The sequence below is a fragment of the Phytobacter ursingii genome, assembly GCF_001022135.1.
GTDB lineage: Bacteria > Pseudomonadota > Gammaproteobacteria > Enterobacterales > Enterobacteriaceae > Phytobacter > Phytobacter ursingii.
Genome location: NZ_CP011602.1, coordinates 1,919,653 through 1,939,363, shown reverse-complemented (window position 1 = coordinate 1,939,363; position 19,711 = coordinate 1,919,653). Strand labels below are relative to the sequence as shown.

Below are 19,711 nucleotides of genomic sequence, written 5' to 3'. Positions count from 1 at the left end.
AGGATTAAGAATGACTCTGCGTACACCGGTGAAAACCCGTTCAAAATTGCCCGACGTGGGTACGACCATTTTTACCGTTATTGGTCAGCTTTCCGCACAGCATAATGCGATTAACCTTTCTCAGGGCGCGCCCAATTTTTCCTGCGATCCGCAGTTGATCTCCGGCGTGACCAGGGCGATGCAGGCCGATCATAACCAGTACGCCCCGATGACGGGGTTACGTCCGCTGAAAACACGCATTGCTGAGAAGATCAGTGATCTGTACGGCACGCAGTATGACGTGGACAGCGAAATACTGATTACCGCCAGCGCCAGTGAAGGTCTCTATTCGGCCATCAGTGGCCTGGTTCATCCGGGCGATGAAGTTATCTATTTCGAACCGTCGTTTGACAGCTATGCGCCCATTGTTCGCCTGCAGGGGGCGACGCCCATCGCCATTAAACTCACGGTCCCCGATTTTGCGGTGAACTGGGACGAAGTTCGCGCGGCCATCACTCCCCGCACGCGCATGATCATTATTAACACGCCACATAATCCGAGCGGTCAGGTTTTCTCTGCTGACGATCTGCAACAACTGGCGGCGTTGACGCGCAACACCGATATCGTGATTCTTTCTGACGAAGTATATGAACATGTCGTCTTTGACGAGCAGCCGCACCATGGTATGGCGACACATCCGCAACTTGCGCAGCGCAGTGTGATTATCTCGTCCTTCGGTAAGACTTATCATGTCACGGGCTGGCGCGTGGGTTACTGCGTTGCGCCATCAGAGTTGATGGATGAGATTGTGAAAGTCCATCAGTTTTTAATGTTTTCCGCCGATACGCCAATGCAGTACGCTTTTGCCGAGCATATGACGGATCCCCAGACCTGGCTGTCGCTGTCGGCCTTCTACCAGCGCAAACGCGACTTGTTGCAAAGCCTGCTGGCAGCATCGCCATTTCGCTTATTGCCGAGCGCGGGCTCGTTCTTCCTGTTGGCGGATTACAGCCATTTCAGCGACGAGAGCGACAGCGAGATGGTGAAAAGGTTAATTACCGATTACGGCGTTGCCACCATTCCGTTATCGGCGTTTTACACTGATGGTACTGATAACAAATTGATTCGCCTCTCTTTTGCCAAAGACGAGGCCACACTCAGAGCAGGCGCGCAGGCCCTGTGTCGTGTTAAGCCACGCTAAGGAGCGTTAACCGTGAAATTGAAAGCACTCTTTCTGGGTATGGGCATGCTTTGCTCATTATCTTCTTTCGCAGCAACCCAGTTACGCTATGGCCTGGAAGCGGAATATCCACCGTTTGAAAGCCGCAATGCTTCTGGCCAACTGGAAGGTTTTGATATCGAGCTGGGCAATGCCATCTGTAAAGCCGCAGAACTGAAATGTACCTGGGTCGAAACTTCGTTTGATGCGCTGATCCCTGGTCTTGTGGCGAAAAAATTTGACGCGATCAATTCAGCGATGAATATCACCGAGCAGCGTCGTCAGAGCATCGATTTTACCCAACCTATCTACCGCATTCCCTCTCAACTGGTGGGCAAGTCGGGTGATGGTATGGAAGCGACGGCCGAAGGTCTGAAGGGTAAAACTATCGGTGTATTGCAGGGTTCCATTCAGGAAACTTATGCAAAAGAGCACTGGGAAAAGCACGGTGTCACCGTGGTGTCTTATAAAGATCAGAATATGGCCTGGGGTGATTTGCTGAATGGCCGCATTGACGCCTCGCTGGTCATGTCAGCGGCCGGGCAGGCAGGTTTCCTGAGCAAACCGCAGGGTAAAGGCTTTGGCTTTATTGGCAAACCGGTATCTGACGATACGATCCTCGGCAGTGGCATCGGTTTTGGGTTGCGCAAAGGTGATGAGGCCACCAAAAAGCAACTCGACGCCGCAATTGATAAAGTACGCGCCGATGGCACCATCAAAACGCTGGCGGAGAAATACTTCCCCGGTATTGATGTGAGCGTCAGCGCTAAATAACAAGCCGACCTTTTCTGACCCCAACCGTTGATGTCCGGATGGGGTCTTTTTATATCAGCAATCCCTGCGCATCCCTGGCTTTCTACGCTCTTCACTGCTTTCGTACCGTCATCGTGCTTTATGCCCCAGGTGCGAAAAGGGCAGCGATGCAGTGAGCAACGTAACGGGATATTTTCCGCGCAGTAAAAATCATACCTTTCTTTACACAGTTTTCAGGCCGATCCCATCGACAAAAATATTTCCAGCTTTGCGCAGAATATCACCCGCCAACAATTGGATTCTCAATCAATTTTGTCTAGAGTGTGCGGTCATAACTGTTAGCTTTTGCCGTGGTTTTGTTTTGTACAATACCGCTTCTCACGACCATAAGGACGTATTATCAGGCATGAACCGCAGACGTTTCATTAAGGCATCAATGGCGCTGGCCGCAGCGTGCGGGACTTCCGGCTTTGCTTCTCTGTTCTCCCGTGCGGCATTTGCTGCAGATTCCGATATCGCCGATGGTCAGAGTCGTCGTTTCGATTTTTCCGTCTTGCAGTCCATGGCGCATGACCTGGCGCAGCAGCCGTGGGGCGGCGCGCCGCGTCCTTTGCCGGATACGCTCGCCAACATGACGCCACAGGCCTACAACGCCATTCAGTACGATGCGCAGCATTCCCTGTGGAACAATGTTGAAGGTCGTCAGCTGGACGTGCAGTTTTTCCATATGGGGATGGGTTTCCGTCGCCGGGTGCGCATGTTCTCGCTCGATCCCGCCACCCAACAGGCGCGCGAAATTCATTTCCGTCCTGAATTATTTAACTACCATGACGCGGGCGTTGACACAAAGCAGCTCGAAGGGCAAAGCGATCTGGGGTTTGCCGGTTTCCGCGCCTTTAAAGCGCCTGAACTGGCACGTCGCGATATCGTCTCTTTCCTGGGAGCCAGCTATTTCCGCGCGGTAGACAGTACTTACCAGTACGGGCTTTCTGCACGTGGCGCGGCAATCGACACCTTTACGGACACGCCGGAAGAGTTTCCGGACTTCACCGCATTCTGGTTTGAAACCGCGAAAGCCTCTGATACCTCATTTACGGTCTATACCTTGCTCGACAGCCCGAGTCTGACCGGGGCATACAAATTTGTGATCCACTGTGAGCAGAGCCAGGTGATCATGGAGGTGGATAACCACCTGTATGCGCGTAAAGATATCAAACAGCTGGGTATTGCGCCGATGACCAGTATGTTTAGCTGTGGTAACAATGAACGTCGCGTATGCGATACCATTCATCCGCAGATCCATGACTCCGATCGGCTGGCCATGTGGCGCGGCAACGGGGAGTGGCTTTGTCGTCCCCTGAATAACCCGCAGAAACTGCAATTCAACGCCTTTTTGGACGACAATCCGAAAGGTTTTGGCTTACTGCAACTGGACCGCGACTTCTCTCATTATCAGGACGTAATGGGCTGGTATAACAAACGCCCAAGCCTGTGGGTCGAGCCGCGTAACCAATGGGGTAAAGGCAGCGTCGGATTAATGGAGATCCCGACGACGGGTGAAACCCTGGATAACGTGGTCTGTTTCTGGCAGCCGGAGAAACCGGTTCGTGCAGGTGACGAACTGGCTTTTCAGTATCGTCTTTACTGGAGCGCCATGCCGCCAGTACGTTCGCCGCTGGCGCGTGTCTATGCCACTCGCACCGGTATGGGGGGCTTCCCGGAAGGGTGGGCACCGGGCGAACATTACCCGGAAAAATGGGCTCGTCGTTTCGCCATTGATTTTGTCGGCGGCGATCTGAAAGCCGCTGCGCCGAAGGGGATTGAACCCGTTATCACCTTGTCGAATGGGGAAGCTAAGCAGGTTGAAATCCTGTACGTTGAGCCCTTCGACGGCTACCGTATTCTGTTCGACTGGTATCCAACGTCCAATTCCACCGACCCGGTTGAAATGCGCCTCTTCCTGCGCTGTCAGGGCGATGCGATCAGCGAGACCTGGTTGTATCAGTATTTTCCGCCTGCGCCGGATAAGCGCAACTACGTGGATGATCGCATCATGCGCTAAATCGGTAACCTCCCTCGGGGAGGGAGGTTCTGATATGAGGAGATGTTATGGAATCCACCGACAGCCTGATCGTCGTCAACGACCATCTGGCGCTGCATGCCATTGATGAGCGTTTTGTTCACGATCTACACCAACTGATCGTTAAAAATCGCGAATGGCTACAGCACTTTCTGGACTGGCCGCAGTATGTCCGCTCGGTTGACCAGACCCGGCAAACCGCGCAAAGCAATATTGTCCTGCATCAGCGCGGCTACGCCAAAATGTTCTTGATCCTCGAAGATAACGTGCTGGTGGGTGTCCTCTCTTTCAACTCCATCGAACCGACGAATAAAACCGGCTATATCGGTTACTGGCTCGATAAAGACAAAGAGGGCAAGGGGATTATATCCACCTGCCTGCAGGCGTTTATGGCTTTTTACGCGCGTCGCGGCGATGTTCGTCGGTTTGTCATTAAATGCCGCGTGGCGAACGAAGCCAGTAACCGTGTCGCACTGCGTAACGGTTTTATCCTCGAAGGCTGTCTGCGCCAGGCGGAGTTCCTGAACGGCAGTTTTTATGATCAAAATATTTACGGTCAGATTATCGATCGCTCATCATAGCAGCCCGGCTAATGGCGTACGGGTTATATACTGTGTGCCATTAATGACCTTCTGACCACGCAGCAAAATACTGTCGCCTTCTGGCGCTTCCACCACCGCGTCATCGGTGATTTCAATATGATGCTCGATCAATACATTGCCCCTGATACGTGCATTTCCCTGAATAACGACTTTTTCATCAAGCAGAATCGGCCCGCCGAGTAAGTGCGCATTGCCACCGACAAGGACGTGATGTTTGAGTACGCAATTGCCTTCGATCGTCGCATTTTCCGCAACCTGAGCGCTATAGCGCAGAGTAGGGATGGCATCCTCTTCATGTCCGGCCACAATACGCGCTTTACCGTAAACTTTGGCACAGTCGCACACCCAGACATCATTTTGCTCATTGCCTTCCAACAAAGCGAAATCAAAGACCTCAGCCCGATGTTCGATAAACGCAAACTTAACGATGGCATCGCCATAAATTTGCGCCTGGTGGACCACGCGCGAATGGGTGACCGTGGCGCGGTCATAAATTTGCAGTATCTGTTGATTATCCGGGGTTAGACCCTGTGCGGCGATGATTTCGCAGCCGTGTAAAATACGCGCATGGCCGAACAGATGGCAGGCGCCGCGAACGGTAGATGTTTGCACGGTGACGTTGTCACGTAAGACGGCACCATGGCTTATCTCAGCAGCATCAACCCAGCTGTTGCCGCTAATTTCAACATCATGACAGACAAGACAGGGTTGCGTCAGACGCGCGTCATCGCGCACATGACTGTTGGCAAATACCATGCTGTTTACATCGTAAATCCAGCAGTTGCCTTCCTGCGACAAGGCGGTATCTTCATCCACCCAGCCCCCGACAGTCCCTGCGGTCACGTCGCCAAAGTCGCGTAACGCAATAATCTGGCGCAACGAGACCTTCTGTTTTTCGCCGTTGATTTGGTAACTGAACGCACGGCGCTCATCACTGAGTCGGTATTTTTTCATTGTTTGCTTCCGTTATTTCCCCACGATAAACGTAGCAAACTTTGCGATACTGGCTATTCAGAATGAAAAAACATAAAATGCATTTTAAATGCAACTTATAAGTTTTGCACTTATACATGAAAAATTAAGGAACGGTAATGACCACATTTGACGATTCGTATTTTACTGAGAAATATGGACTGACTCGCACCCATTCCGATGTCCTGCATGCAATGCAGTTTGTTAAACCGGGTAAAACCCTGGATCTGGGCTGCGGTAACGGACGTAACAGCCTCTATCTGGCGGCCAACGGTTTTGATGTGACAGCATGGGATAAAAATGCGTCTGGCATCAATAATATTAAGACCATCTGTCAGGCTGAGGGGCTTACCAACCTGCAAACTGCCGTTGTTGATTTGAATGCACTCAGCTTTGAGGGCGAATACGATTTTATTCTCTCAACCGTGGTGCTGATGTTTCTTGAACCGCAAACCATTCCGGGTCTGATCGCCAATATGCAGCGCTGCACGAAATCGGGCGGTTATAACCTGATCGTGGCGGCAATGGATACCGCTGATTTCCCGTGCACCGTCGGTTTCCCGTTTGCTTTTAAAGAGAATGAATTGCGTAACTACTACGCAGGCTGGGAACTGGAAAAATACAATGAAGACGTCGGTGAGTTGCACCGCACCGACGCCAATGGCAATCGCATTAAGTTGCGTTTTGCGACTTTACTGGCGCGAAAAGCTTAACGCGCCGCCAGCAGGCACAACTGTAATGCAACCTGGTAAGAGGCCTCGAACGACTTCAGCGGCAGAAACTCAAATTGTGAATGGAAATTGTGCGCGCCGGTAAAGAAGTTCGGCGTCAATAACCCTTTCGCGGACAGCGCTGCGCCATCTGTGCCGCCGCGCATGGGGGTGGGTTTCGGCGTAATCCCAAGTATATTCATGGCCTCAAACAGTAAATCGATTGCGCGCTTGTCTTCGCCGATGGCGTTACTGATATTGCTGTAAATATCGCTGATGCTGTACTCCACTTTCGCCGTGGGGTACTGCGCGGCGATTATGTTTGCAACATCGGCAATCTGCTGTTTTCTGCGTTCGAAGCTCTCCTTATCAAAGTCACGGATGCTGGCGCTAAGATGCGCGTGCCCCTGAACGGCTTCCATTCCGTTAAACCAGACATAGCCCTCACGACCTTCGGTGTGTTCCGGCGTTTGCAGACGATCAAAGTGGCTGATGTAATCCATGGCCATCAGCAGGGGGTTAACCAGCACGCCTTTTGCCGACATCGGATGCGCGGTAACGCCAGTAAAATCGATAGACGCCGAGGCGGCATTGAAGTTTTCAAAAACAATTTCACCTTTTTCGCAGCAGTCGATAGTCCAGGCAAAATCAACATCAAAACGTGTTAAATCCAGCGCCTTCGCTCCACGCAACCCCACTTCTTCATCCGGAACAAAGGCCACGACGATATCGCCATGTTGCTGTGCTGACGTCAGGTTTTCCAGCAAAGTCATCACCACCGTGACTGCGGCTTTGTTATCTGCGCCCAGTACGCTGGTGCCATCGCTAAAGATGATCTCTTCATCGCGATACGCGTTGATTTCCGGGTGCTCGGCTACCCGCAGCCAGATCTCTTTTTCAGCATTCAGACAGAGATCTTCCCCCTGAAAACGCAGAATTTGCGGATGAATATCCGGTGATAGCCCCACGTCTACGGTGTCGATATGAGTGATAAAACCAATACGCGGCGCGCCCGGCACAGTCCCTTTTTTCACCGCCGTTACCGTGGCGTGTTCATCGAGCACAATCTCATCCAGACCCAGCGTTTGCAGCTCTTGCGCCAGGGCACGCGCCATGTCGAATTGTCCGGGTGTGGTCGGTAATGTCGTGGCGGCCGCATCGCTTTGACTGGTGATGGCAAGATAGCGAAAGAAGCGTTGCGTTAATTGACTGGCGAGGGGCGATGGCATAGTGATTCCTTCTTTATTTGACTTATCAGGTGCTTGCAATATGACTTTAATGTTATTTATGAAAGCGCAAACAACAAGCACTATTTGACTCATGGAAAGAAAACAACAGGAAAATCTATGACTAGAAAACAGACAACAGTTGCACTGGCCTTGCTGGCTCTGGCAGTGAGTTCCTCTGTGGCAGCAAAAACCCTGGTCTACTGTTCAGAAGGAAGCCCTGAGAATTTCAACCCGCAACTTTATACCTCGGGCACCAGCGTCGACGCCAGCGCGGTGCCGGTTTATAACCGACTTGTCGATTTTAAAGCCGGGACGACCGAACTCCAGCCGAGTCTTGCAGAGCGTTGGGAGGTCAGCGACGACGGCAAGGTGTATACCTTCCACCTGCGCAAAGGGGTGAAGTTTCAGAGCAATAAATATTTTACCCCCACGCGTGATTTTAATGCTGATGACGTTATTTTCTCGTTTATGCGGCAAAAAGATCCTCAGCATCCTTACCATAACGTCTCTAACGGCAACTATTCCAATTTCGAGAGCCTGGAGTTTGGCAAGCTGATCACCGCAATCGATAAAGTGGACGACAATACCGTGCGCTTTACGTTGACACATCCGGAAGCGCCTTTCGTCCCGGATCTGGCCTGGTATTTCGCCTCTATCTTATCTGCCGAATACGCCGATGCGATGTTAAAAGCCGGGACGCCGGAGCGAGTGGACATGGAACCGATTGGCACCGGTCCGTTCAAACTTGCCCAGTACCAGAAAGATTCGCGCATTCTGTTTACCGCCTTCCCGGAATACTGGCAGGGCAAAGCGAAAATCGACCGTCTGATATTCACCATTACGCCGGATGCCTCAGTGCGCCTGGCCAAGCTTGAAAAAAATGAATGTCAGGTGATGCCATTCCCGAACCCGGCGGATTTGCCACGTCTGAAAGAAAACAAAGACATTACGCTCATGAGCAAATCGGGGTTGAATACCGGTTTCCTTGCCTTTAACACGCAAAAAGCGCCGCTTGATAATGTCAAAGTGCGCCAGGCGCTGGCGATGGCCATCAATAAACCGGCCATTATTAATGCGGTATTCCAGGGCACCGGAACTGCTGCGAAAAATCTCCTGCCGCCAGGCGTCTGGAGCGCGGACAGTGAATTGCAGGATTACGCTTACGATCCGCAAAAAGCCAAAGCGTTATTGAAAGAAGCGGGGCTGCCAGAGGGCACCACGATTGATTTGTGGGCAATGCCGGTTCAGCGACCCTATAATCCGAATGCAAAACGCATGGCCGAGATGATTCAGGCCGACTGGGCGAAAGTCGGAGTCAATGCGAAAATTGTTACGTATGAATGGGGTGAATATTTAAAACGGGTTAAAGGTGGCGAGCATCAGGCGGCATTAATGGGGTGGACAACGGCCACCGGCGATCCGGATAACTTCTTTGGCCCGCTGTTTACCTGTCAGTCTGCGAATGGCGGTTCAAACTCGTCAAAATGGTGTTATCAGCCGTTTGACAAAATTATCGCCGAAGCGAAAACCATTACCGATCACGACAAACGCGTGGCGCTATATAAAGAGGCCCAGCAGATGATGCACGATCAAATGCCTGCGGTAATGATTGCGCACTCAACGATTTTCGAACCTGTACGTAATGACGTAAAAGGCTATGAAGTCGACCCGTTTGGCAAACATATATTTTACCAGGTCGATATTCAGCAATAAAACGCCGCGCCAGTGTCCTGCACTGGCGCAAATTTTTCTGGTGCGGTGGAAGCATATTTTTTTACAGAATTTGCGCCAGTAAGCTTTTTTATGCCATCACCGTAGTCGGTTGTTTGCTATACCTTTTAAGGTATCTATACACTTAAAGGGATCTTCCATGCGTACTGTATTAAAAGTTGCAGTGATGGCAGGCCTGCTTGCGTTAGCGGGCTGCGCTTCCAAAGTGACTCAACCTGAACAATACTCTGGCTTCTTAAAAGATTATTCCAACTTACAACAAACCACCTCAGCAAGCGGTAAACCCGTATTGCGCTGGGTGGATCCGTCATTCGACCTGAACAAATACGACAGTATTGTTTACCATCCGGTGACCTATTATCCGGTAGCAAAACCAACCAGCCAGGTCAGCCAACAAACGCTGGATGGGCTGCTGGCGTATACGAACACCAAACTCAAAGCCGCAGCCGCGCAGCGTAAACCGCTGGTGACCTCTCCAGGCGCGCATAGCCTGATTTTCCGTGGCGCCATTACCGGTGTGGATAGCAGCAAGCAAGGTCTGCAGTTCTATGAAGTGATCCCGGTTGCGATGGTGATTGCCGGTACGCAAGCGGCCACAGGGCACCGAACCATGGATACGCATCTTTATTTCGAAGGCGAGCTGATTGACGCACAGACCAATAAACCGGTTATTAAAGTGGTGCGTCAGGGCGAGGGTAAAAGCCTGAGCAATGCCAACGCGCCGATGACGGTGGATACCCTGAAACAGGTTATTGATAACATGGCGACAGATGCCACCATGTTTGATGTTTCCCACAAGTAAAGACGCCAGCGCCATCCTAAAGGATGGCGCTTCTTGTCTATAGAAAACCCCCAGCTAGGCTGGGGGTTCCGGAAAGCTTTCAGCTTTAAGCCAGTTATTAAAACCCCTTTTGATTTGTTAAAACACCTTGCGGTCTGGCAACTGCAAAAGTTCAACAAGAAATCAAAAGGGGGTCCCAATGGGGGACGAAAAGAGCTTAGCGCACACCCGATGGAACTGTAAATATCACATAGTTTTTGCGCCAAAATACCGAAGACAAGCGTTCTATGGAGAGAAACGTCTTGCGATAGGGAGCATTTTAAGAAAGCTGTGTGAGTGGAAAAATGTACGGATCCTGGAAGCTGAATGCTGCGCAGATCATATCCATATGCTTGTGGAAATCCCGCCCAAAATGAGCGTATCCGGCTTTATGGGATATCTGAAAGGGAAAAGCAGTCTGATGCTTTATGAGCAGTTTGGCGATCTGAAATTCAAATACAGGAACAGGGAGTTCTGGTGCCGGGGATACTACGTAGACACGGTAGGGAAGAACACGGCGAAGATACAAGAATACATAAAGCACCAGCTTGAAGAGGATAAAATGGGCGAGCAGTTGTCGATCCCTTATCCGGGTAGCCCGTTTACGGGCCGTAAGTAACGAAGTTTGATGCAAATGTCAGATCGTATGCGCCTGTTAGGGCGCGGCTGGTAACAGAGCCTTATAGGCGCATCCGAAAAACCTCCGGCTATGCCGGAGGATATTTCTCAGGCTAACTTCCGCTTAAACGATAATGTTCCTGGTCGTGAAAACATCACTAAATTTCCCGTCAAAATCAGCAGCAGACCTGCAATTCCATTCATATGCCAGACATAGCCTTCATAGACCGTTGAAATACTTAGCGCCACAAGGGGAAACAGCAGGGTGCTATAGGCAGCATTACTGGCGCCGATACGGCCAATCAGGGTGAAATAGGCACCAAAGGCAATGACCGAGCCAAAGAGGGCGAGATAAACCAGTGCGCCCAGATAGCTGAAAGTCCATTCTGGAGTGAAATCATCACCACGGAACAACGCAATTGCGCCCATGATTATCGTTCCGTACAGCATCGCCCAGGCATTGGTGGTCATGGTTTCCAGACCGTTGCGCTGATGGCGCATGCTGATCATATTGCCAAGGGAAAAACCAAATGTGCCCAGCATCGAAAGACAAACGCCCAATAACAGGGTGCTGTTCAGACCGCTGGCCAGCAAATCATCCCAGAATAGCGTCACAATTCCCGTCAACCCCAGAATCGCCGCAGGATAGAAGCGTGAAGGGGGTTTTTGACCGAAGAACAAAAAACTATTAACTGCGTTAAACAATACGGCCATTGAGAAAATGACCGACTCCAGCCCGGTATTAATCCACGCGGCGGCGGTATAAAAACAGAGAAAGTTAAAGCCAAAAACACAGCATCCTTGCAGGATGCAAAAAAGATGATCCCGCAGGACAAGTTTACGCAGTCGCCGCAGGGCAATTAACACCACCATCATGGTGAGTGAGGCAATCGCAAAGCGCCAGAATATGGACACCGGTGCAGCGACCGGACCCTGTTGCAGAAAAATAGCAATCCATGTCGTGCCCCATATCACCACTACCAGACAATATAAAAAAATGTTCATCACAATCCCCGTTATGCCAACAGGTTTCCAGTCTTGCCAAAAAATCTCTCTCCGGCTTGCATAAATTTACGGGCCACTTGCAAATTCTTGCGTTTTTTTAGCGAAACACTGGTATCGGGCAGACGCAATTCATAGACTGAGATTCTGGTGAAATTTTTGTTAATTGCGTCCATGACTGTTTATAAAGCCTTCGAAAATCTTCAACATCACAATGCTGTTTTGCATGACTCGGTTGCGCTGCATTCTGGTATTCAACTGGCGGCATGGTCTAACAAGCGCGATAACATCACCCAGTATTGCGATCATCACACCCTGAGTCTGTACATTGCCGATGGCTACGAGAGCTACCATAAGACCTCACAGGGCTGGAAAAATGGCGGTGGACCGGACCGGTTTTGCCTGATGCCGAAAGAGAGCGAGTCCAGTTGGGATATCCGTGATGATTTGTCGTTTGTGCACCTTTATTGCACTGACGAACACCTGCGGGATATTGGGGAGAAAATTTGGGATCGCAGCCCGGCGTCGTTTACCCTTGATGAGAAAACCTTCGCCCAGGATGAGCGTATTACGACTCTCTATCGCCAGTTCCTTCTTAGCAGCGACTGGCACCAGCAGGCGAATCAGCTCACGCTAAGCACCGCGTCAACGCTGCTCCTCACCCATCTTATTCAGCATTACAGTAATGTGCAGTGGCGCTTGCCCACGGTTAAAGGCGGGCTTGCGCCAGTGGTGTTGCGCCAGGTGCTGGACTGGATAGAGGCGAACCTTTCCCAACCGTTGTTGCTGAGCGATCTGGCGGCGCAGGCGGCGTTAAGTGAGTACCATTTTGCGCGTATGTTCCGCCAGTCGATGGGGGTAGCGCCGCATCAGTATGTGATGCATCGCCGGATGGCGCAGGCGAAAGCGCAATTGTTAAACACCGAACTCCCGCTGACGACAATCGCTATGGCCTGCGGTTTCAGTTCTGCCAGCCATTTCAGTAATCGTTTCCGGGCTGTTTTTGGCATGACGCCGTCGCAATTACGCGCGGCGAACCCATGACAGTGCAGCATAACAGACACCACCGGCAACCAGCCCCCAGAAAGCTGACCCCACGCCAAGCAGCGTTACGCCGCTGGCGGTGACCAGGAACGTCACGATTGCGGCGTCACGCTCTTTTTCTTGTGACAGAGCCTGGAAAAGACTGCCGCCGATCGTGCCGAGTAAGGCAAGGCCTGCCAGCGTCTGGATCCAGCTCAGCGGTAAGGTCGCCAGCAATGCGGTGATGGAGCCGCCAAATACGCCCGCTAACAAATAAAAGAGACCCGCAGCGACCGCGGCCTTCCAGCGTTGTGCGGGGTCGGGGTGCGCGTCCGGGCTTTGACAAATTGCCGCTGTAATGGCGGCGATGCAAATTGAGAAAACCCCAAACGGCGAGAGCAGCAGCGCCAGTCCTCCGGTAACGATAATTAGCGGCGATACGGCCGCCCGGTAGCCCGCAGCCTGCATCGTGGCGAAGCCCGGCGCATTTTGTGACGCCATCGTCGCGAGAAAAAAGGGAATGCCGATACTGATGAGCGATCTCCAGTTGAAGACCGGAGGGATAAATTCCGGCATCACAAAAGCAAAGTCCATTTTGGCCATGACAACGTCGCCGCTAAGCCAGGCGACCAGCGCACCAGCTATCAGCGTCACGACAATGGCATAGCGTGGGGCGAGGGCTTTACAGACCAGCCAGGCCAGTAGCATACTGCCGCACAGCACAAAATGGCCCTCAACGTTGCGAAATGCCTGCAACCCAAAACGCAGCAGGATTCCGGCGAGCATGGCTGCCGCGAGAGTATGCGGAATAATTTTCATCAGCCGGGCGAACAGCCCGGTGACGCCGCAAAGCACAATCAGCGCATTAGCAAAAATGAACACGCCTATGGTCTCAGCGAGCGTTAATCCTTGTAAACTGGTCGCCAGCAATGCGGCTCCGGGCGTAGACCATGCGGTCAGCACCGGCATGCGGTACCACAGCGAAAGGGCGATAGTGCTGACGCCCATGCCTAAACCGAGCGCCGTCATCCAGCCGGCAATTTGTGTGGCGCTGGCCCCCGCTGCGACAGCGGCCTGCCAGATAATGGCCGCAGAACTGGCATAGCCGACCAGCACGGCCACAAAGCCCGCCAGAAGGGTGGTAAAAGGAAACACGTGAGCGCGCATGAACGACCCTTTGTGCGTTATAACGTCCAGACAATGTATCATCGTGCGTTATAGCGTACAAGCATGCGTAGCGAGACTGACAGGAGAGAATATGGATCTAACTCATTATCTGGCGAGCACCTTAAAAAATCTGCGCCAGGCGCGTGGCTGGAGCCTCTCCCGGCTGGCTGACGAAACGGGTGTGTCAAAAGCGATGCTCGGACAAATTGAACGCAATGAGTCCAGCCCTACGGTGGCAACACTGTGGAAAATCGCCACGGGCCTCAATGTCCCGTTTTCATCCTTTATTGCGCCTCCGGAAAGCGAAACGCCTCCTTCATTTGATCCACAACAGCAGGCGATGGTGGTTACCCCGCTGTTTCCCTGGGATGAAGCATTGCATTTTGATCTTTTCTCGATAATTCTGGCGCCAGGCGCTCTTAGCGAATCAACGCCGCATGAGCAGGGGGTCATTGAGCACGTCGTGGTGATTGGCGGGATGCTGGATATGTGTATTGACGGGCAATGGCGAACCCTGACGGCAGGCAGCGGGATTCGTTTCGCTGGCGACCGCCCTCACGCCTATCGTAATAGCTCAGGACAGAGCGCGCATTTCCACTCGCTTATTCACTACCCAAAAGAAAAAACCGCAAGCAAGCTTGCGGCAAAGAACGACGACGAGTAAACAACAACGTACAACGTGACGAGGAAATGTCCGATTACACTTCATCTTTCAAACGGCCTCTTGATTGGCTGCCTCTGGCCACCTCCGTCACTTACTGCAGTAAGCGCCAGGGGGTGCCCCTTGTTGCCGCCGCGACGCCATTTGAAAGCTTTCGCGTAATGTTGATTAACTTAACCTGCAGCGTTGCGGCTGGAAAATAGCAATTTCTTCAATGCTTTGCCGCCACATGGAAAATGCCCTCTGGCGCAGGTGGTGAAACGCCCGCGAACTGACTACAATAGCCGCCATTTTGCACATAATGGATAACGACGATTGTATGCGCCTGCAACCCCATCATCTTGAACTCTTAAGCCCTGCCCGTGACACCGCGATCGCTCGCGAAGCCATTTTGCACGGTGCGGACGCGGTTTATATCGGCGGCCCGGGGTTCGGTGCCCGCCATAACGCCAGCAACAGTCTGCAGGATATTGCCAGCCTCGTTCCGTTTGCTCATCGCTATGGCGCGAAAGTATTTATCACGCTCAATACCATTCTGCATGATGATGAGCTGGAACCTGCTCAGCGCCTGATTACCGATCTGTACGAAACCGGGGTTGACGCCCTGATTGTGCAGGATATGGGCATCATGCAACTCGATATCCCGCCGATTGAGCTGCATGCCAGTACGCAGTGTGATATCCGCAGTGTAGAAAAGGCGAAGTTCCTCTCTGATGTCGGTTTTAGCCAGATTGTGTTGGCGCGCGAGCTGAACTTGCAGCAGATCCGCGATATTCACGCCTGTACTGACGCCACCATAGAATTTTTTATTCATGGCGCGCTCTGCGTGGCCTATTCCGGTCAGTGCTATATTTCCCACGCCCAGACAGGGCGCAGCGCCAACCGTGGCGACTGTTCACAAGCCTGCCGACTGCCGTATACCCTGAAAGACGATCAGGGGCGCGTCGTTGCCTACGAAAAACATCTGCTGTCGATGAAAGATAACGACCAGAGTGCCAATCTTGGTGCGTTAATTGATGCCGGTGTGCGTTCCTTTAAGATTGAAGGGCGCTACAAAGACATGAGCTATGTGAAAAACATTACCGCGCATTATCGTCAGATGCTGGATGCGATTATTGAAGATCGCGGCGACCTGGCGCGCGCATCAGCAGGGCGCACGGAGCATTTCTTTATTCCGTCCACCGATAAAACTTTCCATCGCGGTAGTACCGACTATTTTGTGAATGCCCGTAAAGGCGATATCGGTGCGTTTGATTCACCGAAATTTATCGGTCTGCCGGTTGGTGAAGTGCTGAAAGTGACCAAAGAGTATCTGGATGTTGACGCCAGCGAACCGCTGGCAAACGGCGATGGTCTGAACGTGCTCATTAAGCGTGACGTTGTCGGTTTTCGCGCCAACACAGTAGAAAAGACCGGAGAAAACCGTTACCGCGTCTGGCCGAATGAAATGCCAGCGGAAATGTATAAAGTGCGTCCACACCATCCGCTGAACCGTAACCTCGACCACAACTGGCAACAGGCACTGACCAAAACCTCCAGTGAACGTCGCATCGCCGTGGATATTGAAATCGGCGGCTGGCAGGAACAACTGGTGCTGACCCTGACCAGTGAAGACGGGGTCAGCGTGACCCATACTCTCGACGGGCAATTTGATGAGGCGAATAACGCGGAAAAAGCGATCAATAGCCTGAAAGAGGGTGTGGCAAAACTGGGGCAAACCCTCTATTACGCCCGTCATATCGATATCAACTTGCCAGGTGCGTTGTTTGTACCGAACAGCGTGTTAAATTCGTTTCGTCGTGAAACTGTCGAAATGCTTGATGAGGCGCGCCTGGCGAATTACCAGCGCGGTAGCCGTAAAGCCGTTTCTGACCCGGCGCCGGTCTATCCTGATACCCATCTGACCTTCCTGGCGAACGTTTATAACCATAAAGCGCGTGAGTTCTACCAGCGTTTCGGCGTACAGCTAATTGATGGCGCATATGAAATGCATGAAGAGAAGGGCGATGTGCCGGTGATGATCACCAAACACTGTCTGCGCTTTGCCTTTAATCTGTGTCCGAAACAGGCCAAAGGGAATATCAAAAGCTGGAAGGCAACCCCAATGCAACTGGTACATGGCGACGAGGTACTGACGCTGAAATTTGATTGCCGTCCATGCGAAATGCACGTGGTCGGGAAAATCAAAAATCACATTCTGAAGATGCCGCTGGCAGGGAGCGTTGTGGCGTCGGTCAGTCCTGAGGATCTGTTGAAAACGCTGCCTAAACGCAAAGGCGTGTAAAGCAGCGGGTCGCGCATAGTAGCGGCAGATACCCTGCCGCTAATGCATTTAAAACTTAACGTTTCTCCTCTGGCAGCGGCGGTTTTTTACCGTCTCTGGGCGGCCGTTTGCCGTCATGGTTACGCATGCTGTCATCGTGTTTCCACTCTTTGTTGTCGTGGTTTGATGACTTTCCGTCATGTTTCCACGTCTTACCGTCTTTATTCGTACGTTCCCGCAGGTGTTGCGGGTTTTTATTGTCATGACGCGGCGGCTGACCGTCCTGCGTTGCCGGGTATTTTGGTGGCGGGACAGGCGTGTTGTCGGCAGCATACACAAGAGACGTTAAACTCATGGCCAGAATGGCAGACAGTGTCACTACCTTTTTCATACTTACTCCTTTTCTCATTTATCTGAGTCACACGAATTTCAACAACAAATCGTGGAGAGAGTATGAAGACAGGTTCAATTAAGACTATTCCTTCCATAATAACTGCAAAAAATAAACGAATTTGTTATCGGGTAGACAGTAATTTTATTATTTGCCGCAATTTATGCGTTGCATCACATTATTAACATTATTTCCACCCGGATAATTATGATACGGCTGTCTCATTTTATTACCCATTGATATTTAAAGTTTAATTATAAATTCAAACGCAGGCAGGGTATCTGGATACGCTAAAGATTTCATTTTATTTGACGATAATTACGCTGTGGTCAAAATATATTCGTGGAATTTCCTGGCACTGTAAAAAGCATAGACTTGATGTATAGCCTGCTAAGTTCCATAAATTCACCAGGCGCTCCATCCTATAAATGTTCTAATAATACAAAAAGGTGAAATATGTTATCTATGGCGAAAAGGTTTTTAACCGCACCGTTTGGTCGCAGCAGTTCACAACCTGCGAATGGTACCTATGATTGCCAGAATATGCCTCAGTCATTAACGGCCGCGGGTTTAAGCAACAAAGCCAGTGGTATCCTCATGACATTCGTTCCCCCTGGCGCTGACTATTCAAGCGTGAGCCAGGTGTGGCAGCGTTTTACTTCTCCAGCCTTGACGGTTATTACCCTTTCTTCCAGTGGCGCGCTCAGTAGCAGCTGTCGCGAGACGACCTATTGTGATGCGGCGGGGCAACAAGGAAGTTGGTTAATGCTGCCCAGGACTCTTATTGCCGAACATGAAACACATGTTATTGATTTACATGTAAAAGATACCCGAACAGCAACAGATCGCATTATTGCCATTCAGAACGAACTGGAGCGGTTACAGGTGCGTATGCCGCTCTCCTCCGATCGCACGTTTGCCATGGTGTACTGTGATGGACTTTCTGCTTCCGAAGGGTTTCTGATGCAGGCCTGGTATAATTGCGGGCGTTTTCCGTGCCTGGCGATCGGCGGTTCGGCAGGTGGCAAACTCACCTTTGACGGCACCTGGATAAGCGTGAATGGCAAAGTGCTGCAGGGCAAAGCGGTGATTATCTTTTGTAAAATGGCACCGGGAAAATCCTTTGCGCCGTTCAAAAGCCAAAACTTTAAACCACGGAATAAAAGCTGGCTGATTGCGCAGGCGGATCCCGTTGCCCGGACGGTGACCTCAGTGTTTAACGAGCAGGGGGAGCAGAAGCCTTTTACCGCTGTACTGGCCGATCTCCTGAAATGTGATGAGCAACATGTGGCAGAAAAACTCAAAGGGCTAACGTTTGGCGTGAAAGTTGGCGACGAATATTTTATTCGCTCTGTCGCCAAAATTGATACCGACGGTGTTCATTTTTTCTGTGATCTGGAATTTGGCGATCGTTTGCATTTACTGGAAGAGACTGACTTTAAGCAAGCGACATTGCATGACTGGAAAAACTTTATTACCGGGCGGGGTAAACCGGCGGCCATTCTGATGAATGACTGTATTTTGCGGCGCCTGGGGAGTGAATCGCATTTACACAATGCGCATTTCTTTAAAGGCTTACCCGCTGCCGGCTTTTCCAGCTTTGGGGAGATTCTTGGCGTTCCTATTAATCAGACGCTCTCCGCGCTGGTCTTTTTCAATCAGGACGTCAAAGCAATGGCGCATTTCCCGGTGGAATATGCAAGGTATGCCGGGCATTACGCCCAGCGAGCGCTGCGTCGTTGGGAGGCACTGAATGATTTTCAAAGTGGCGTAATTAATCGTGTTGTGGCATATCAACAAAAATTAGGCCCGCTGATGACGGCTTTACCGATGCTGGAAGCCGCGACGCAGACACAAAATGACACCCTGGGTATGGCCGAAAACAGTATCCGTTCTATCAGCGATATTGCCCTGCAGAGTCAACAGGCGCAAAACCGGCTGGTGGAAGGGCTGGATGACCTGGAGAAAATCTCAGCGGGTATTAATGAGATAACCAGTGGCATCAGTAATATTGCATTTCAGACGAACATCCTGGCGCTGAATGCGGCGGTGGAAGCTGCGCGAGCCGGTGAAGCAGGGCGTGGCTTTGCGGTCGTGGCAAGTGAAGTACGGCGGCTGGCGCACTCGTCTAAAGAGCAGGCAGATGCTACCGCAGCCAATATTAACCAGGCGGTAAACACGATTTCACTCATTCGTACCGTTGCTAACAATACCGTGGAGACTGCCAGCAATATGGCTCAGCACTCCATTTCCGCGGCCGATACCATTGCGGCGATGAGCAGTAAAACCAATAACGAACGGGACAATATTGTCAGGCATCTCAGTAGCCTGCACGCGCTGACCTCCGGCATGGATGCTATGCAAGAAGCGGTGGCGCAACTGACGGTGTTGCAAAAACTGTCCACCCGCCAGGGCCAGCACTAAACAGATGCCCTGATGTTCAGACGTCAGGGCATATTTACTCCCGGCTTAGCGCACTCGCTTCATTCTA

17 protein-coding genes are annotated in these 19,711 nt (G+C 51.5%); 12 read left to right on the top strand and 5 right to left on the bottom strand.

Features of this window, described 5'->3' with window-relative positions:
* Positions 1–10 precede the first annotated feature (10 nt).
* From AB182_RS12665 to rimL, 4 genes are all read left to right on the top strand, one after another.
* Complete coding sequence (locus AB182_RS12665) at positions 11–1,180, top strand: pyridoxal phosphate-dependent aminotransferase (protein WP_047370417.1); 1,170 nt, start codon at positions 11–13, stop codon at positions 1,178–1,180.
* Between the two features lie 12 nt (positions 1,181–1,192).
* Positions 1,193–1,972 (top strand): transporter substrate-binding domain-containing protein, encoded by a 780-nt coding sequence (locus AB182_RS12660; protein ID WP_047370416.1) that lies wholly within the window; start codon positions 1,193–1,195, stop codon positions 1,970–1,972.
* Between the two features lie 385 nt (positions 1,973–2,357).
* A complete protein-coding gene (locus tag AB182_RS12655) occupies positions 2,358–4,013 on the top strand; it encodes a glucan biosynthesis protein D (protein WP_047370415.1) in 1,656 nt (551 codons plus the stop codon).
* A gap of 47 nt (positions 4,014–4,060) precedes the next feature.
* Positions 4,061–4,612 (top strand): 50S ribosomal protein L7/L12-serine acetyltransferase, encoded by a 552-nt coding sequence (gene rimL / locus AB182_RS12650; RefSeq protein ID WP_047370414.1) that lies wholly within the window; start codon positions 4,061–4,063, stop codon positions 4,610–4,612.
* Here the strand turns inward: rimL and ydcK are convergent.
* Entirely contained in the window at positions 4,607–5,587 is a 981-nt protein-coding gene (ydcK, locus tag AB182_RS12645) for a YdcK family protein (protein ID WP_047370413.1), read from the bottom strand. The genes rimL and ydcK overlap by 6 nt on opposite strands.
* Before the next feature lie 137 nt (positions 5,588–5,724).
* Here ydcK and tehB point away from each other — a divergent pair, with 137 nt between their 5' ends.
* Positions 5,725–6,318, top strand: a complete 594-nt coding sequence (tehB, locus tag AB182_RS12640; RefSeq protein ID WP_047370412.1) for a tellurite resistance methyltransferase TehB — start codon at positions 5,725–5,727, stop codon at positions 6,316–6,318.
* Here the strand turns inward: tehB and pepT are convergent.
* Positions 6,315–7,544 carry a peptidase T gene (pepT, locus tag AB182_RS12635; protein ID WP_047370411.1) on the bottom strand — a complete coding sequence of 410 codons (1,230 nt, stop codon included), beginning with the start codon at positions 7,542–7,544 and terminating at the stop codon, positions 6,315–6,317. The genes tehB and pepT overlap by 4 nt on opposite strands.
* 117 nt (positions 7,545–7,661) lie before the next feature.
* Between pepT and AB182_RS12630 the strand changes: the two genes are divergently transcribed.
* From AB182_RS12630 to tnpA, 3 genes are all read left to right on the top strand, one after another.
* Positions 7,662–9,257: an ABC transporter substrate-binding protein gene (locus tag AB182_RS12630; protein ID WP_047370410.1), complete on the top strand. Its 1,596-nt coding sequence runs from the start codon at positions 7,662–7,664 to the stop codon at positions 9,255–9,257.
* A gap of 157 nt (positions 9,258–9,414) precedes the next feature.
* Positions 9,415–10,077 (top strand): DUF3313 domain-containing protein, encoded by a 663-nt coding sequence (locus AB182_RS12625; protein ID WP_047370409.1) that lies wholly within the window; start codon positions 9,415–9,417, stop codon positions 10,075–10,077.
* A gap of 178 nt (positions 10,078–10,255) precedes the next feature.
* Entirely contained in the window at positions 10,256–10,714 is a 459-nt protein-coding gene (gene tnpA, locus AB182_RS12620) for an IS200/IS605 family transposase (RefSeq protein ID WP_038918153.1), read from the top strand.
* Between the two features lie 107 nt (positions 10,715–10,821).
* On the opposite strand, the gene AB182_RS12615 is transcribed toward tnpA, so the two are convergent.
* Complete coding sequence (locus AB182_RS12615; protein WP_047370408.1) at positions 10,822–11,718, bottom strand: DMT family transporter; 897 nt, start codon at positions 11,716–11,718, stop codon at positions 10,822–10,824.
* A 171-nt stretch (positions 11,719–11,889) separates the two neighbouring features.
* On the opposite strand from AB182_RS12615, the gene AB182_RS12610 reads away from it, so the two are divergent.
* On the top strand, positions 11,890–12,759 hold the full coding sequence (locus tag AB182_RS12610) for an AraC family transcriptional regulator (RefSeq protein ID WP_047373277.1): 870 nt from the start codon (positions 11,890–11,892) through the stop codon (positions 12,757–12,759).
* Here the strand turns inward: AB182_RS12610 and AB182_RS12605 are convergent.
* Positions 12,739–13,905: a benzoate/H(+) symporter BenE family transporter gene (locus tag AB182_RS12605; protein ID WP_047370407.1), complete on the bottom strand. Its 1,167-nt coding sequence runs from the start codon at positions 13,903–13,905 to the stop codon at positions 12,739–12,741. The genes AB182_RS12610 and AB182_RS12605 overlap by 21 nt on opposite strands.
* A 91-nt stretch (positions 13,906–13,996) precedes the next feature.
* On the opposite strand from AB182_RS12605, the gene AB182_RS12600 reads away from it, so the two are divergent.
* Together AB182_RS12600 and AB182_RS12595 are read left to right on the top strand one after the other, a co-directional pair.
* A complete protein-coding gene (locus AB182_RS12600) occupies positions 13,997–14,569 on the top strand; it encodes a helix-turn-helix domain-containing protein (RefSeq protein WP_047370406.1) in 573 nt (190 codons plus the stop codon).
* Positions 14,570–14,885: 316 nt separating this feature from the next.
* Entirely contained in the window at positions 14,886–16,850 is a 1,965-nt protein-coding gene (locus tag AB182_RS12595) for a peptidase U32 family protein (RefSeq protein ID WP_047370405.1), read from the top strand.
* 55 nt (positions 16,851–16,905) lie between these two features.
* Here AB182_RS12595 and AB182_RS12590 read toward each other — a convergent pair whose 3' ends face one another.
* Positions 16,906–17,220 carry a hypothetical protein gene (locus AB182_RS12590; RefSeq protein WP_047370404.1) on the bottom strand — a complete coding sequence of 105 codons (315 nt, stop codon included), beginning with the start codon at positions 17,218–17,220 and terminating at the stop codon, positions 16,906–16,908.
* Between the two features lie 465 nt (positions 17,221–17,685).
* Between AB182_RS12590 and AB182_RS12585 the strand changes: the two genes are divergently transcribed.
* Complete coding sequence (locus AB182_RS12585; RefSeq protein ID WP_223883594.1) at positions 17,686–19,644, top strand: methyl-accepting chemotaxis protein; 1,959 nt, start codon at positions 17,686–17,688, stop codon at positions 19,642–19,644.
* Positions 19,645–19,711 lie beyond the last annotated feature (67 nt).